General features: G+C 27.2%; 13 protein-coding genes. 9 read left to right on the plus strand and 4 right to left on the minus strand.

Going from position 1 to position 15,731, the window contains the following annotated elements; translation table 11 throughout:
- Positions 1-10: 10 nt before the first annotated feature.
- Entirely contained in the window at positions 11-781 is a 771-nt protein-coding gene (locus tag H0H60_RS02575; RefSeq protein WP_185860196.1) for a type III pantothenate kinase, read from the minus strand.
- Positions 782-856: 75 nt separating this feature from the next.
- Here H0H60_RS02575 and H0H60_RS02580 point away from each other — a divergent pair, with 75 nt between their 5' ends.
- Both H0H60_RS02580 and H0H60_RS02585 read left to right on the plus strand, forming a co-directional pair.
- Positions 857-1,669, plus strand: coding sequence for an alpha/beta fold hydrolase (locus H0H60_RS02580; RefSeq protein WP_185862606.1), 813 nt, complete (start codon positions 857-859; stop codon positions 1,667-1,669).
- Positions 1,662-2,303, plus strand: a complete 642-nt coding sequence (locus H0H60_RS02585; RefSeq protein WP_185862607.1) for a 5-formyltetrahydrofolate cyclo-ligase — start codon at positions 1,662-1,664, stop codon at positions 2,301-2,303. The genes H0H60_RS02580 and H0H60_RS02585 overlap by 8 nt, the downstream gene beginning before the upstream one ends.
- Here H0H60_RS02585 and rseP read toward each other — a convergent pair.
- Positions 2,238-3,563, minus strand: a complete 1,326-nt coding sequence (rseP, locus tag H0H60_RS02590; RefSeq protein ID WP_185862608.1) for an RIP metalloprotease RseP — start codon at positions 3,561-3,563, stop codon at positions 2,238-2,240. The genes H0H60_RS02585 and rseP overlap by 66 nt on opposite strands.
- Before the next feature lie 159 nt (positions 3,564-3,722).
- Here rseP and H0H60_RS02595 point away from each other — a divergent pair, with 159 nt between their 5' ends.
- Both H0H60_RS02595 and feoB read left to right on the plus strand, forming a co-directional pair.
- Positions 3,723-3,947, plus strand: a complete 225-nt coding sequence (locus H0H60_RS02595) for a FeoA family protein (RefSeq protein WP_012821639.1) — start codon at positions 3,723-3,725, stop codon at positions 3,945-3,947.
- A gap of 11 nt (positions 3,948-3,958) precedes the next feature.
- Complete coding sequence (gene feoB, locus H0H60_RS02600; RefSeq protein WP_185862609.1) at positions 3,959-6,031, plus strand: ferrous iron transport protein B; 2,073 nt, start codon at positions 3,959-3,961, stop codon at positions 6,029-6,031.
- Between the two features lie 135 nt (positions 6,032-6,166).
- On the opposite strand, the gene H0H60_RS02605 is transcribed toward feoB, so the two are convergent.
- Positions 6,167-7,168: a D-alanine--D-alanine ligase gene (locus tag H0H60_RS02605; RefSeq protein ID WP_185862610.1), complete on the minus strand. Its 1,002-nt coding sequence runs from the start codon at positions 7,166-7,168 to the stop codon at positions 6,167-6,169.
- Between the two features lie 54 nt (positions 7,169-7,222).
- On the opposite strand from H0H60_RS02605, the gene H0H60_RS02610 reads away from it, so the two are divergent.
- Positions 7,223-8,131 carry a PASTA domain-containing protein gene (locus tag H0H60_RS02610; RefSeq protein ID WP_185862611.1) on the plus strand — a complete coding sequence of 303 codons (909 nt, stop codon included), beginning with the start codon at positions 7,223-7,225 and terminating at the stop codon, positions 8,129-8,131.
- A gap of 11 nt (positions 8,132-8,142) precedes the next feature.
- Positions 8,143-9,132, plus strand: a complete 990-nt coding sequence (locus H0H60_RS02615; RefSeq protein WP_185862612.1) for an RluA family pseudouridine synthase — start codon at positions 8,143-8,145, stop codon at positions 9,130-9,132.
- Here the strand turns inward: H0H60_RS02615 and mgtE are convergent.
- A complete protein-coding gene (mgtE, locus tag H0H60_RS02620) occupies positions 9,127-10,485 on the minus strand; it encodes a magnesium transporter (RefSeq protein ID WP_185862613.1) in 1,359 nt (452 codons plus the stop codon). The two genes, H0H60_RS02615 and mgtE, sit on opposite strands and share 6 nt — an antisense overlap.
- Positions 10,486-10,618: 133 nt before the next feature.
- Between mgtE and leuS the strand changes: the two genes are divergently transcribed.
- The 3 genes from leuS (at position 10,619) to pyrH (ending at position 15,731) form a co-directional block, all read left to right on the plus strand.
- On the plus strand, positions 10,619-13,450 hold the full coding sequence (gene leuS, locus H0H60_RS02625; protein WP_185862614.1) for a leucine--tRNA ligase: 2,832 nt from the start codon (positions 10,619-10,621) through the stop codon (positions 13,448-13,450).
- Positions 13,451-13,567: 117 nt separating this feature from the next.
- Positions 13,568-14,998 (plus strand): Glu/Leu/Phe/Val family dehydrogenase, encoded by a 1,431-nt coding sequence (locus H0H60_RS02630; RefSeq protein ID WP_185862615.1) that lies wholly within the window; start codon positions 13,568-13,570, stop codon positions 14,996-14,998.
- A gap of 16 nt (positions 14,999-15,014) precedes the next feature.
- Entirely contained in the window at positions 15,015-15,731 is a 717-nt protein-coding gene (gene pyrH, locus H0H60_RS02635; protein WP_185849707.1) for a UMP kinase, read from the plus strand.

Below are 15,731 nucleotides of genomic sequence, written 5' to 3' on the forward strand. Positions count from 1 at the left end.
TCCTCATATTCTATTTATTCCAATGAAATAGAATTTTTAAACCTTTTATTGTATGCAACTTATCTTTAAGATGAATTTTTTTAGTTAAAGGAGTATAAATATGAGAAAGTCCTCCTGTCGCTATAACAAAACAGTTTGTTTTTAATTCTTTATTAATCCGGTTAATGAGTCCTTCTACCATACTGATATATCCATAAATAATTCCACTTTGGATACATGTTTCAGTATACTGTCCTAATATACTAGGAGGTTTTTTTAATTCTATTTGCGATAGTTGAGCTGTATTACCTATCAATGCGGATAAAGAACTATTGACTCCTGGAGCAATAATAACTCCTTGAAGAGTTCCGTATTTATCTATGCATGTTAAACTTAAAGCCGTTCCAAAATCTACTACTAGAGTATTTTTTTTATTATGATATAATGTATATGCAGCTATAGCATTAGCATATAAATCTGTTCCTAATTGATGAGAATAATGTTTTATTGGAGAGGCGGAATATCTATCTACTATTATCGGTTTTATTTTATGAATTTCATATAAAGATTGTTCTACAATGTTTGTAAGAGGGGGGACAACGGATCCAATCACAATATTTTGTATTAATTTAGACAGGATTCCATATTGTTGGTAAATATTCCTAAATAATAAAATATATTCATCCAATGATCTATGTGGATTACTGTTAATAATCCATGAACAATCACATTTTAAATTATAATTATTATTAAATAGTCCAAAACGAAGACTTGAATTTCCAATATTTATAGTTAACAGCATTATTAACTTCATTTTTGAATAATAAAAAACGTAATTTTCATAATAAATAACTATATTTTTATTTAATATAAGAATATGTTCATATATTTTCATAATAAAAAAAATATCTATTATAAAACAAAAGGAAATGGAATATCCATGGTTTTTTTACATGGATTTATGGAAAGTTTAGAAATTTGGAATTATATATATGATATTTTTTCCAAGAAATATAAAGTCCTTTCAATTGATTTACCTGGTCATGGAAAAAGTTTTCTAGAAGCAAAAAATTTTTCCAATACCACTACCACAATGGAAGAAGTGGCTGATACTATTAAATTTATTTTACAAAAAGAGAATATAGAAAAAGCAGTTTTTATAGGTCATTCTATGGGAGGATATATAGCTTTAGCGCTTGCAGAAGAATATCCAGAAATATTTTTAGGTTTATGTTTACTTCATTCTACCGCAGAATCAGATACAAAAGAAAAAAAAAATAATCGTATTCGATCCATAAGATTCGCAATAGATAATTATCCATTATTTGTATCTACTAGTATTAAGACATTATTCAATCCTAATAAATTAAGTTCTTTACAAAAAGAACTAAAATTTTTAAAAAAAATAGCTATTTCAACTCCTGTTCACAGTGTAATATCTTTTTTGCGTGGAATGTCTATTCGTAGAGATAGAAGATTTTTATTAAAAAAAACTAAATTTCCAAAATTATATGTGGTCGGAGTATATGATTTAATACTTCCTGCAAAAAAACTTCGTGAAGAAGCAAAAATTGGATATAACAGTTATTGTGTTGATATCCAAACTGGTCACATGGGGGTAATAGAAAATCCTCAAGAAATAGTAAAAGTATTAGAAAGTTTCATGAAAATTGTAAAAAATAATGAATGAAAAAAAAGAATTACGAAGAAAATATCTTTTTTACAGAAAATCACTTACTAAAAAAGAAGTCTTGAGAAGTAGTTATGATATATTTATTCAATTCAAAAAACTTTTCTTGATATGGAATAAAACATATTATCATATTTTTTTGCCTATACAGAAATATAACGAAATCAATACATTCCTCATTACTAACTTTCTTTTTCAAAAAGGGAAATATATAACAGTTCCTTACTCCAATTTTCATCGTATATCCATAGATAATTGTCTTATTGATAGAAAAACTATCTTAAAGAATAACAAATATGGAATTCCTGAACCTGTACAAAAACATATTATTTCTCCTTCCTTTATTGAAGTGATATTTGTCCCTTTATTAGTTTTTGATTTAAAAGGATATCGTATTGGTTATGGAAAAGGATTTTATGATAGATTTCTTACACTATGCAAAAAAAATGTTCTAAAAATCGGATTGAGTTTTTTTAACCCCATAGATAGTATTCCATCAATACATAAAAATGATCTTATGATCGATATAGGAATTACTAGAAATAAAATATTTTTCCTTAAAAATTTTTTAAGAAAAAAAAACTTTAAAAATATCCCAAATAATAACCATAACCATCATCAAACTAATTATTAGAAATCCAATAATAGTGCAACGTTCAAAAATTCTTTCATTTATTCTTTTTTTAGTTATCATTTCTATCAGAATAAATAAGATATAACCTCCATCTAATGACGGAACAGGAAATAGATTTAAGAAAGCTAACCATATGGATAAAGTGGCAGTTAAAGTCCAAAAAATCCACCAATTCCATTGAGAAGGAAATTCTTTAGCCAAAGAAAAAAAACTCCCCACCTGTTTATAAGCTTTAGTTTCTATATGAAAAACGTTTTTCAAAAAAAATATTTGATTTTTTAAAACATCCCAAGTTCTTTTTGCTCCATAAAGAAAACTTTCAATTATGGAATAATTTTTTTTTTCGAATAAAAAAATATTATCCATTTCCATAAAATTTTTGAGAGAAACTCCTAAGATTCCTTTTTGATCTAAAAAAACTTCTTTTTGAAGTAGTCTACCATTTCTGTTAATAGAAATCAAAATAGTTTGGTTCTTATATTTTGATAACATATCTTTTAATTGATCGGAAAATAAAAGAAACTCTGAATTAATCGCTAAAATTTCATCATTATTTTTTAGTCCAGATTTATAAGCTTCTGAATTTTTTACTACGTAATTTATAATGGGGGGTACACGAGGCTTTATAAAAAAGCTGAATTCTTTTCTATCAAAAAAAAATCTTTTTTTATCATCATTTAATGATAAATGGATAACTTTTCCCATGCGATCTATAGTAATGGAATTACCTAAAATAATGGCTTTAGGAATATCATTAAAATAAGGGATATATTTTCCGTTGACAAGTAGAATATTGTCTCCATTTATTAAACCTATTTTTTTCCCTAAATAATCTACCTCAATTCCATATTTAACATTTTTTGTAGGAAGATATGTGTCTCCATATTTAAATAGCAAAAAAGAAAAAATAATAATAGAAAATAACACATTTGAAATAATTCCTCCGGATACAATCAATAGTCTTTTTGTTGCAGATTTTGAACGAAATTCCCAATCTTTTGCAGAAGAAGAATCTATCTCTTCATTTCTCATCATTCCAGATATTTTAACATATCCTCCTAATGGGATCCAACCTATTCCATAAATAGTTTGTCCTATTTTTTTTTTGAAAATAGAAAACCAAGGATCAAAAAACAAAAAAAATCTCTCTACACGTACTTTAAATGTTTTAGATAATAAAAAATGACCTAATTCATGAATAAGAATCAATATAGATATACTTAGTAGTAACTGTATGGATCTAACAAAAATAGACGTCATAAGTTATAACATATTTTTGAAGATAAATTTAAACCTTTATTTCATTTTTTTCTATCGATAAAAAGTAATTTTATTTGTTTTATAAAAAACAACATAAAAATATTCTTTCATTAAAGAAAGTATATTTAACGAAGAATATAATTTTAAATACATATAAATTTGAACTTATCTAATCTTAAAAAAGGAGAAAAAGGGATTATAAAGGGATATAAAAATGAAGATTTTCCTATCAAGTTGTTAGAATTAGGTGTTTTACCTGGTGTGAAATTTGAAATACTTTTTGTTTCTATTTTTTATGATCCACTATGTATTATTTATGATCAATCTTGTTTAGCTTTACGTAAGAAAGAAGCGGAAAATATTCTCATAGAACCTATTATTTAGCAATAATAATAATGCGACAAAGAATAATTAAATTAGCTCTTATTGGAAATCCAAATGTCGGAAAAACTTCTTTGTTTAATCAACTAACTGGACTAAACCAAAAAGTTGGAAATTATTTAGGAGTCACAGTAGATAAAAAAATCGGATTTTTTTATTATAAAAATATACACTATCAGATAATAGATCTTCCAGGAACCTATAGCATATATCCATCATCTGAAGATGAGGAAATAGTTTGTAAACTACTAAACAATATAGATGATATTGATTATCCAGATAAAATTATGGTTGTAGCTGACTCCTCGAATATTAAAAAAAGTCTTTTATTATTCAGACAGATACAAGATTTAGGTTTTCCTGTTCTCTTTATCTTGAATATGCTTGATGAAGCAAAAAAAAAGGGAGTTTTCATTGATCTAGAAAAACTTAAAAAACTTCTTATAACTGAAATCGTCTTAATCGATGCAAGAAAAGGAATAGGAATAGAGAATGTCAAACATACAATCAGTAGTCTGAACAATAAAAAAAATAAATTATCCTTCTTCTTTAATCCAGGATTATCTCATTCCATCGCTATTCAAGATGTCAAGGATGGTTATCATGTGAACTCTTATAGAGCTTGGTCTTATTTAGCAAATAATAAAAAATTCTTAAAAGATGATGGACTTTTGAATAAAATTAAGAAAAAACATAATATCATTTCTAAAAAATTACAAATCATAGAAACATTAGATAGATATGAAGAAATAGGAAAAATTTTTTCTAAAACAGTTTCTAAATTTATTTCAGATCAGAAAAAAAATTCTTTAGATTTTTCTAAAAAGATAGATAATTATTTATTATTACATCCTTTTTGGGGTTATTTCATTTTCTTTTTCTTGTTGTTTATTATATTTCAAAGTGTCTTTTTTTGGGCAGAAACTCCTAAAAAAATTATAGAATTTTTTTTTTCCATTCTTCAAAAAAAACTAGAAAATATTTATCCAGGTCCCATCAACAATTTTTTTGTACAAGGGTTTTTACCTGGAATTAGTACGATCATCACTTTTATTCCACAAATTTTTCTTTTATTATTTTTTCTTCTTCTTATGGAAGAAAGTGGTTATATAAGCAGAGTGATATTTTTAATGGATAGAATTATGCGTCCATTTGGATTAAATGGAAAAAGTGTAGTTCCTCTTATTTCTAGCGTAGCCTGTGCTATCCCTGCAATAATGTCTGCTAGACATATTGAAAACTATAGAGATCGTTTAATCACCATTTTAGTAACTCCTTTTATCACATGTTCTGCTCGATTACCTGTTTACATATTAATAATTTCTCTCATCATTCCGGATAAAAAATGGTATTTCATTCAGTTGAGAGGATTGGTACTTATGGGGATGTACCTTTTAGGTTTCTTTTCTGCTTTAAGTATATCCATGATTCTTCATCTATTTCTTAAAAAAGATTATCAAAGTCATCTTATTATGGAAATGCCTACTTATAAATATCCCATATTCGGGAATATATTGATTACTCTATGGATAAATATCAAATCTTTCATGTATAACGCGGGAAAAATAATTGTATTATTAAGTGTATTAATTTGGGTTTTAGGATCTTTTGGTCCAAAAAAAGATATTATTCCATACAGGAAATATTCTATTAGTTTTGAAAACATATTTGAAAAAAAAAAATTACCTAATTCTTATTTGGGTTTACTAGGAAAGAAAATGGAACCATTTATTCTTCCATTAGGATATGATTGGAAAATAGGAATAGGATTAATCTCTTCTCTTGTAGCAAGAGAAGTATTTGTTAGTACTATGGCTTCTGTATATAGTATAGAAAAAAATGGAAATTTTTTATTAAAAGAAAAAATGAAAAAAGAAATATTCTATGATACAGGAAAACCGGTTTACAATTTGGCTACAGGATTTTCTTTGCTCTTTTTCTATGCTTTTTCTATGCAATGTCTAAGTACCTTATCTATAGTAAAAAAAGAGACAAAGTCTTGGAAGTGGCCCATAATACAATTCTTTTTTATGACCACATTGGCTTATAGTTCTTCTTTTTTCATTTATCAAATATTAAAAACCTAAAATGTGAATGTGCAGTATATTATTATTGGTTTATTTTTTTTGTATTCCATATTTTATTTTATCAAAAATTTATTAAAATTTTTCTCTACTAAAACTAGTAGTCTTTGTAAAAAGAAATGTAAATGTAATTGTAGATTATAAATTTTTTTTCTTGAAAGATTCAATAGAATCGTATATATTCTTTTTAAATAACTCAGATAAAGATATCCCAGCTATTCTCAATTGTTTGGGAAGTATACTTTCTTCCGAAAGTCCAGGAATTGTATTAATTTCTAAAAAAAAAGGATCTCCGTTTACCAGTATATATTCCGATCTAGATATAGATGATAAATTTAAAATTTCATAAACTTTTTTTGCCAATTTTTGTATCTTTTTTTCAATACTTGGTAATAATCTAGCAGGTGTTATTTCTTGAGACTTTCCAGAATACTTCGATTCAAAATCGAAGAAATCATTTCTACTGATAATTTCTGTAATAGGCAAAACTTTAATTTCCTGATTCCATGAAATCACTCCTACTGAAACTTCAGTTCCTTTTAGAAATGATTCTACAATAATTTCTTGATCTTTTTTAAAAGCATGTTCTATCGCATGTGATAATTCTTTTTCTTGATATACTTTAGATATACCTAAACTAGATCCGGATCTATTAGGTTTTACAAAACATGGTAATCCTACTTTTTTTATAATTTCTTTTTCACAAAAAAATTGGTTTTTATTTAAAAAAAAGGAATGAGCTGTTTTGATACCAAATTCTTTCAAGAAGGTTAAACAATATTTTTTATTAAAAGTGATACTGGCATGATGAAAATGACATCCTGTATAGGGGATTCTTAGTAAATGAAAATAAGCTTGTAAAACTCCGTCTTCTCCTGGAGTTCCATGTATAGCATTAAAAACACAATCAAATTTCAAAATTTGATCATTTGTAATACAAACGGTAAAATCATGTTTATTTACAGGGTACTCTTTATTATTTTTATCCTTTAGAATCCATTTATCTATGAATAAATAGATTTTATAAACTTCAAATTCTTCTTGTTCTTTACTTAAATTTTTGTAAACGACTTCTCCACTTTTTAACGAAATAACAGATTCCTCTGTATAACCTCCCATCACAACAGCTATTTTTTTCATTATTATCTATTTTTTTTATATTAATTAGTTACATTTTATTTTATTCATTATTACATGAAGTATTCAAAATATTGTTTGATTTTACTTCTAAATTTGTTAATTGCTATATTTATTTTATATAAAATAACTAGTCTAGCATTAAAATGGGTGGATTTTTATACAAAACACGGATCTTACGTGATTGTTCCAAACCTCCGCTACTTAACTTTAAACCAATCTATATCTATTTTAAAAAAATTAGGATTAAAATATGATGTAGATACATCACATTACGATCCATCTTTTAAACCTTATCAAGTCCTTTCATTTTTTCCAGAAGCAGGAGACCCTGTGAAAGTAGGAAGATATATATACATACAAGCTAATGCAAAAAAATTTCAAACCACAGTTCTACCCAATATAATTAATAAAAACAAACGTATAGCGATCAAATTACTTCATGCCAATCATATCCTGGTGAAAGATATAAAATATGTAAATGATCTTTCTAAGGATACGGTTTTAAAAGTAGTTTATAAAGGAAAAATCATTCCATCTGGATCCATTCTTCCACATCAAGATGGAATCACATTAATAATCGGAAAAGGATACGAAAAAAATAATTATTCATATCCGGTTCCAAATGTGACTGGGATGTCTTTATCTAATGCCACCTATACTTTGAAAGAAAAATTATTTAACATCATTAATTTTTATTATGATGATCCATTGGATGATGATCCTACTGCTACGAAAGCAAAAGTATATCGTCAAGAACCTTCTCCTGGAAAAAAACAGGATAAAAACAAACCCATTTATCTATGGTTAACTACTAAACCTTTAGATAGTTTAATCAAAACATCTGAATCCAATGAATCAAACAAAAATTATTCAACAAAAAACATGGAAGAAGAAAAAACTCCAATAAACAAAGAAATTAATGAACAAAAGACAAAACCTTCTGTTTTTGGAAAACAATCTTAAAATCAAAAAAAATGTCTATAAAAAAATTTAAGTTTTTTGTAGATAAATATCAAAAAACCATTCGAATTGACAAATTTTTGAGGAAATACATTCAAAATATTAGCAGAAACCAAATTCAAAAGGCTACTAATTATGGAAAGATTTTAGTCAATCAATGTATTATAAAAAAAAATTATAAAATAAAACCTTTTGATCTTGTGGAAGCAGAGATTTCTTATCCTCCCATTTTAGATTCAGAATATAAAAATATTATTGCAGAAAACATCCCACTAAATATTATTTATGAAGATGAAGATATTATTGTTATCAACAAGACTGCAGGAATGGTAGTCCATCCAGGTTTTGGAAACGAAAAAGGAACATTAATTCATGGAATTAAATATCATTTTAAAAATAATCATCAATTATATCGATTAGGTTTAGTTCACCGAATAGATAAAGATACTACAGGTTTACTTGTTGTAGCTAAAAATGAATATGCACAAAAATATTTATTTAAACAATTTATTTCTAAAACGATTCAAAGAAAATATCTCGCATTAGTATGGGGAAACATACAAAAAAAAGAAGGAACGATAAGTGGTTTTATAGGAAGAGATCCTAATCATAGGAAAAGACAGACTCTTTTTCAAAGAGATTTTTCCAGAAGTAGATATTCCGTTACTCATTATAAAGTTTTGGAAAGATTTAAATATCTTACCTATGTTTCTTGTAATTTAGAAACAGGAAAAACGCATCAAATAAGAGTTCATTTCAAATATTTAGGACACCCATTGTTCAATGATTATACTTATGGTGGAGATAAAATATTTATGAAAAAATATTTACCGAAAAAATCGGTATCTTTTTTCAAAGAATGTTTAAATATTTTGAAAAGACAAGCTTTACATGCAGCATCCCTTTCTTTTATTCATCCAAAAAATGGAAAATGTCATTTCACCTGTTCAATACCTGAAGATTTGAAAAAAGTTATCCAAAAATTAAGAAATAAATTTTTATAACAAGGTCCCACGAAGAAGAATATAAGATATTGAAAAATATATAATCAACCCGACCACATCTACCAATGTTGCTACAAATGGAGCAGAAGAACTAGCTGGATCTCCTCTAAATTTTTTGATAATAAAAGGTAACATAGATCCACTAAATGTTCCCCATAGTACGACTCCAATTAAAGATAAAAAAAGAGTTAACCCCACTAATATACAATGAGGTCCATAATTAAAAAAATTTATCTTATGCCATGTCAAAACACGTATAAAACCCGTTAACCCCAAAATGCTTCCTAAAAAAAAACCACATATAATTTCTCTTCGCATCACGATCCACCAATCTTTCATTTTCACTTCTCCTAAAGCCATGGCTTGAATAATTAGACTTGCTGCTTGAGATCCACTATTTCCACCACTAGAAACAACCAAAGGAATAAATAAGGCTAAAACAACCGCTTTTTCTATAGCACTGGAAAAATACTGCATTACTGTGGTAGTGAACATCTCACCTATAAATAACAAAGTTAACCATCCTGCCCTTTTCTTAATGAGTTTGGATAAAGGAACATTCATATATGATTGATTCAACGCTTCCATTCCACCTATTTTTTGGATATCTTCTCTGTAATTTTCATTTACAACCCATAAAATATCATCTATAGTAACTATTCCAAGCAAAATTTTTTGATCATCTATTACAGGTAGTGATACTCTATTATTCATAGAAAATATCTTAGTAGCTTCTTCTTCAGTATCAGTAACACTTAAAGCGGCTGTGTATCGTCCATCCATCAAATCAACTACTTTTGTAGCTGGATCTACTAATAAAAATTCTTGTATTTTTATGTCGTCCACTAATTTTCCTTTTTGATTGACTATATAAACTATTTCTATCACATCACTATTTTTACCTTCTTTGCGTATATAGTCTAATACTTCTTGTACACTCCAAGTGTCTTGTACAGCAAGATAGTATGGAATCATTAGACGGCCTACACTGTTTTCAGGATATCCTAAAGAAACTAAGGTATTACGTTTTTCTTCCGGATTTAAATATTTAATTAAATCTTTCAAAGAATTTTTTGGAAGATTTTCCAAGAATGAAACACGATCGTCTACTGATAGTTTATTCAACAATTCCATCATTTTAATTGAAGGAAGACTTTCTATAATTTTTTTTTTTATAGGAAAATCTAAAACTTTAAAAACAGAAATTCCTCTATTTATTTTCAATAAAATGAATATGTCTACAACTTTATCCGGATAATTTTGAATTAATTTAACTAGGAAACTAATAGTTTGATTATTTAAAAACTTTTCGTTAATATGATTTTCTAAACAATCTTTATGGTGATTAAACATTTCTTTTCTTTTTTAGAAAAACTTTTTTTTCATTATCATCAAATTTTGAAATGAAAAATTTCATCCAGCTAGAAATTACTAAAATTACGTAATAAAATCATTGTATTTTTACAAAATTTAAAATAGAATAAACATGGAATATAATTTTCGTGAAATAGAAAAACGTTGGCAAATATTTTGGAAACAACATAATATTTTTCATACAAAAGAAAATAACGGAAATAAATCTTCCAAATACTATATATTAAATATGTTTCCTTATCCTTCTGGTTCAGGACTCCATATAGGACATTGTTTAGGATATATAGCTTCAGATATTTATGCACGATACAAACGTACAAAAGGTCATAACGTTTTATTTCCTATAGGATTTGATTCTTTTGGGCTTCCTGCAGAACAATATGCTATTCAAACTGGACAACATCCTTTTGAAACCACTCGTAAGAATGTAAAAAAATATCAAAGTCAAATGGATAAAATAGGACTTTCTTTTGATTGGAGTCGAAAATTATCTACTAGCGATCCAACTTATTATCGTTGGACTCAATGGATGTTTATCCAAATATTTAATTCTTGGTATGATAAAACTAGTGAAAAAGCTAAATCGATAGATCTTTTAGTAGAAGAATTTAATAAAAATGGAAATTTATTGGTAAATGCTAGTCATTCTTTCAACTATAAATTTGATTCAAAAATGTGGAAAGAATTCAGTTATTATAAAAAGGAATCTATTCTTTTGAATTATCGTTTGGCTTTTTTATGTAAAAACACAGTAAATTGGTGTCCAGAATTAGGAACAGTTTTAGCAAATGATGAAATTACAAATGGAAGGAGTCAAAGAGGTGGGTTTCCTATTCATAGAAAAAAAATGCTACAATGGCATATAAGAATTACCGCTTATATAGAAAGACTTTTAAAAGGATTAGAATCTGTGGATTGTTCCAAATCTTTAAAAAAATTACAATATAATTGGATAGGAAAAACATTAGGATATTCTATTTTTTTAGAACTTTTTTTACAGAAAGAGAATATGAAAAAAATAGAACTTTTCATCTCTCGTCCAGAAACTATATTTGGAATAACATTCATTATTTTATCTACGGATCATCCAATGGCAGAAAAAATCTCTATTTCCTATCATAAAAAAGATGTTTTTCTATACTGTCACAACAATATTGTAGAAGAAGAAAAAAAAAATATTTCTGGTGTTTTTACAGGAAATTATGTGATCCATCCTTTTATTAAAAGAAAGAAAATCCCTATTTATGTTAGTAATAGTTTTTCTGTAGATAATGAAACTCTATCTATGATAGGGATTCCTGGTCATGAAAAAATTAGCAGGAAATTTGCAAAAAATATGGGTTTAGAAATTTTATCTGTTATAACTCCTGAAAACAAAGAAGAGAATACTAATAATGAACTTTATGAAGGAAAAAATGGAATATGCATTAATTCTGATTTTTTAAATGGGTTAAAGGTTCAAGAAGCTAAAAGAAAAATTGTTCAAATATTGGAAGAAAAAAATATAGGGTTCAAAAAAAATAGTTATCGATTACGTGATGCTGTTTTTTCTAGACAAAGATATTGGGGGGAACCCATTCCTATTTATTTTAAAAATAAAATCCCGAAAACCATTCCCATTGAAAAACTTCCTTTACTTCTTCCAGAAGTAAATAATTATCATCCAAAAAATGGAAAATCTCCATTAAATAGAGTCAATAATTGGGCTTGGGACGAAATAAAAATGAAAATAGTTTCCAATACTCTTGTGGATAATAAATATATATTTCCAATAGAAACTAGTACTATGCCAAGTTGGGCTGGATCAAGTTGGTATTTTCTTCGTTATATGGATGTTCACAACAATCAATTCTTTTTGGATAAAAAAAAGGAACATTTTTGGAAAAATATAGATTTATATATAGGAGGAGCTGAACATTCTACGGGTCATTTGATTTATGCAAGATTTTGGCATAAATTTCTAAAAGATAGAGGATGGGTTAATACAGAAGAACCCTTTAAGAAAATATTCAATCAAGGAATGATTCTGAATTATTCAGCTACTATACTAAAAATTAGTGGAAAAAATATATTTATTTCCTATGGTTTAAGAAACTCTCATAATTATGGAGGAACTTTACAACAAGTATATGTAGATACATCTTTAATAAATTCTAATGATGAATTAGATATAAATAAATTTCAACAGTGTAGACCCGAATTTTATCAGTATAAATTTTTTTTAGAAAAAGGACGTTTTTTTTGTAAAAGAAAATTAGAAAAAATGTCCAAATCTAAATATAATGTCATCAATCCAGATCATATTTCTGAAAAATATGGATCAGATATATTTCGTCTTTATGAAATGTTTTTAGGCCCTATTATCGAATCAAAACCTTGGAATGATGAGAAAATAAATGGAATCAAAAATTTCTTAAATAAATTTTGGCGTTTATTTCATATAAATAAAGTATTTCAGGTTAGTGACTTAGATCCGACATTTCAAGAGCTAAAAATTTTACATTACACAATCAAAAAACTACAGGAAAAAATTAATTCATTTTCTTTTAATACATCCATTAGTTATTTGATGATGATGGTTAATCAATTAAGTATTTTAAAATGTAATAAAAGAAAAATATTGGAACCGTTAGTTAAATTAATAGCACCTTTTTCTCCTCATATAGCTGAAGAACTTTGGAGAAAACTAGGAAAAAAAAAATCTATTATTTTTTATCCTTTTCCTGTTTATGATCAAAAATTTCTTGTAAAAGAAAAAATTACTTATCCGATTATGTTTAATGGAAAATTAAAATTTCAGGAAACGTTTGAATCCAAACTAACCATTGATGAAATCAGAAAAAAAATTTTAAATCATCCTAAAATAAAGTTCATATTAAATGAAAAAGTATTACAAAAAATTATCATCATCCCAAAAAAAATAATAAATATTTTATTTATTTAAATCATATTTATAAAATATGTTCGATTCAAATTGTATTGTTATAAAACGTAGATTTGTATCTAGTCATCCGGCAGTCGTTTTGAATTTTTTTTCATTAAATGTGTAAAAACTTTTTTTATGTCAAAAAAAAACCAAAGTAAAGCTGATGCGTGTAGTTTTTTTAGTTGTATAGAAAAAAATTTTGATAAAGCGGCACGGTACATTCCTATTAAAAAAGGTCTTTTAGAGCAAATTAAAGCTTGTAATGCGGTATATCGCATGCATTTTCCTATAAAAATAGGAAAAAAAATTCAAGTAATTGAAGCATATAGGGTACAACACTCCCATCATAAACTTCCCTGCAAAGGAGGGATTAGATATAGCATAAAAGTAAACCAAGATGAAGTAATGACTTTAGCTGCATTGATGACGTATAAATGTGCTATAGTAGATGTTCCTTTTGGTGGAGCTAAAGGAGGAATTAAAATTGATCCACAAATTATCTCTGTAGAAAATATAGAAAAGATAACCCGTCGTTACACTTCTGAATTAATAAAAAAAAATTTTATAGGTCCAGGTATAGATGTTCCAGCACCTGATTATGGGACTGGAGAAAGAGAAATGAGTTGGATTTTTGACACATTTTTATCTCTTACTCATGGAGAAGTAGATGCTATAGCCTGTGTTACAGGAAAACCTGTTTCTCAAGGTGGAGTAAGAGGAAGAAAAGAAGCAACAGGATTGGGTGTATTTTATGGAATTAGAGAATTATGTCAGATGAAAGAAGAGATGTTATCTGTAGGTCTCGATGTAGGATTAAATGGAAAAAAAGTGATTGTACAAGGTCTAGGAAATGTCGGTTATCATGCCGCTAAATTTTTTCATGAAGCAGGAGCTATTATTGTTGCTTTAGCAGAAAGGGAAGGAGCTATTTACAATAAAAAAGGTTTGAATGTATCGAATGTGATTCTTCACTTAAAAAATACCGGATCCATATTGAATTTTCCAGAATCAAAAAATATAGAGGATACAGAAAAAGCCTTAGAATTAGAATGTGACATACTTATTCCAGCTGCATTAGAAAATGTGATCCATAAATATAATGCCAATCGGATTAAGGCAAAAATAATTGGAGAAGCAGCTAATGGACCAGTTACTCCTGAAGCTGATGATATATTAGGAAAAAATGGAGTAATTATAGTTCCAGATATTTATTTGAATGCTGGAGGCGTCACCGTTTCTTACTTTGAATGGTTAAAAAATTTAAGTCATGTTCGTTATGGACGCATGGAAAAACGTTTTAGTGAAAATATGAATACAGAACTGCTACAAGTAATCGAAAATAGTTGTAGAAAAAAAATTCCAATAGAAGAAAAAAAAATGATTTTAAGAGGACCAAGAGAAATAGATTTAGTACGTAGCGGACTAGAAGATACCATGATCAATGGATTTCATAAGATTCGTGATCTAAAAAAATCGTTGAAAATAGAAAACTTGCGTACGGCGGCATTTGTTCTTGCTATAAACAAAATCATAGATTCTTATGAAAAATTAGGTATTTTTCCATAATTTAAATATCTTTTTCATGAAGTACAAAAGATCCTTGTTGAAATTAAGCGGAGAAGCTCTTATGGGAAATAACGAATTCGGACTTCATTCTACTCGTCTTCAACAATACGCTGAAGAAGTCAAAAAAGTAGTAGAGATGGGAGCACAGGTAGCTATAGTGATTGGTGGAGGAAATATATTTAGAGGATTTTCTAGAATAAAGGAAAATACGATAGATCGTATAGGAGGAGATTACATGGGAATGTTAGCTACTGTTATCAACGGAATAGCTTTCCAATCTTACTTAAAAAATGTCGGAATATGTACTTCTATACAAACAGCTATTAGAATGGATCAAATAGCAGAACCATTTGTTAAAGATAAAGCGATTCATTATCTTGAAAAAGGAAGAGTGGTGATCTTCGTGGCAGGTTTAGGAAATCCATATTTTACCACAGATACAGCAGCCGTATTACGTGCTATAGAAATTAAAGCAGATGTTTTATTAAAAGGGACCAGAGTCGATGGAATCTATACCAAAGATCCAGAAAAAGATAAATATGCGAAAAGGTTTAAAAAGATATCCTTTGATATGGCTTATCAAATGGGAATCAAGGTGATGGATCAAACAGCTTTTATTTTAGGAAATGAAAATAATTTGCCTATTATTATTTTTGATATAAATAGAAAAGAAAATTTTAAAAAAGTAATTTCCGGAGAAGAGATAGGAACTCTGGTTTCTAACGAAAAATAG

It is taken from the genome of Blattabacterium cuenoti, from assembly GCF_014251735.1.
Classification (GTDB): domain Bacteria; phylum Bacteroidota; class Bacteroidia; order Flavobacteriales; family Blattabacteriaceae; genus Blattabacterium; species Blattabacterium cuenoti_C.

Excerpts from the sequence above, each read along its gene's own strand:
- H0H60_RS02630 (WP_185862615.1), top strand. The coding sequence starts at position 13,568 with ATGTCAAAAAAAAACCAAAGTAAAGCTGATGCGTGTAGTTTTTTTAGT.
- H0H60_RS02575 (WP_185860196.1), bottom strand. The coding sequence starts at position 781 with ATGCTGTTAACTATAAATATTGGAAATTCAAGTCTTCGTTTTGGACTA.
- H0H60_RS02605 (WP_185862610.1), bottom strand. The coding sequence starts at position 7,168 with ATGAAAAAAATAGCTGTTGTGATGGGAGGTTATACAGAGGAATCTGTT.
- H0H60_RS02585 (WP_185862607.1), top strand. The coding sequence starts at position 1,662 with ATGAATGAAAAAAAAGAATTACGAAGAAAATATCTTTTTTACAGAAAA.
- rseP (WP_185862608.1), bottom strand. The coding sequence starts at position 3,563 with ATGACGTCTATTTTTGTTAGATCCATACAGTTACTACTAAGTATATCT.
- H0H60_RS02580 (WP_185862606.1), top strand. The coding sequence starts at position 857 with ATGTTCATATATTTTCATAATAAAAAAAATATCTATTATAAAACAAAA.
- pyrH (WP_185849707.1), top strand. The coding sequence starts at position 15,015 with ATGAAGTACAAAAGATCCTTGTTGAAATTAAGCGGAGAAGCTCTTATG.
- H0H60_RS02615 (WP_185862612.1), top strand. The coding sequence starts at position 8,143 with ATGTCTATAAAAAAATTTAAGTTTTTTGTAGATAAATATCAAAAAACC.
- H0H60_RS02610 (WP_185862611.1), top strand. The coding sequence starts at position 7,223 with ATGAAGTATTCAAAATATTGTTTGATTTTACTTCTAAATTTGTTAATT.
- leuS (WP_185862614.1), top strand. The coding sequence starts at position 10,619 with ATGGAATATAATTTTCGTGAAATAGAAAAACGTTGGCAAATATTTTGG.
- mgtE (WP_185862613.1), bottom strand. The coding sequence starts at position 10,485 with ATGTTTAATCACCATAAAGATTGTTTAGAAAATCATATTAACGAAAAG.
- feoB (WP_185862609.1), top strand. The coding sequence starts at position 3,959 with ATGCGACAAAGAATAATTAAATTAGCTCTTATTGGAAATCCAAATGTC.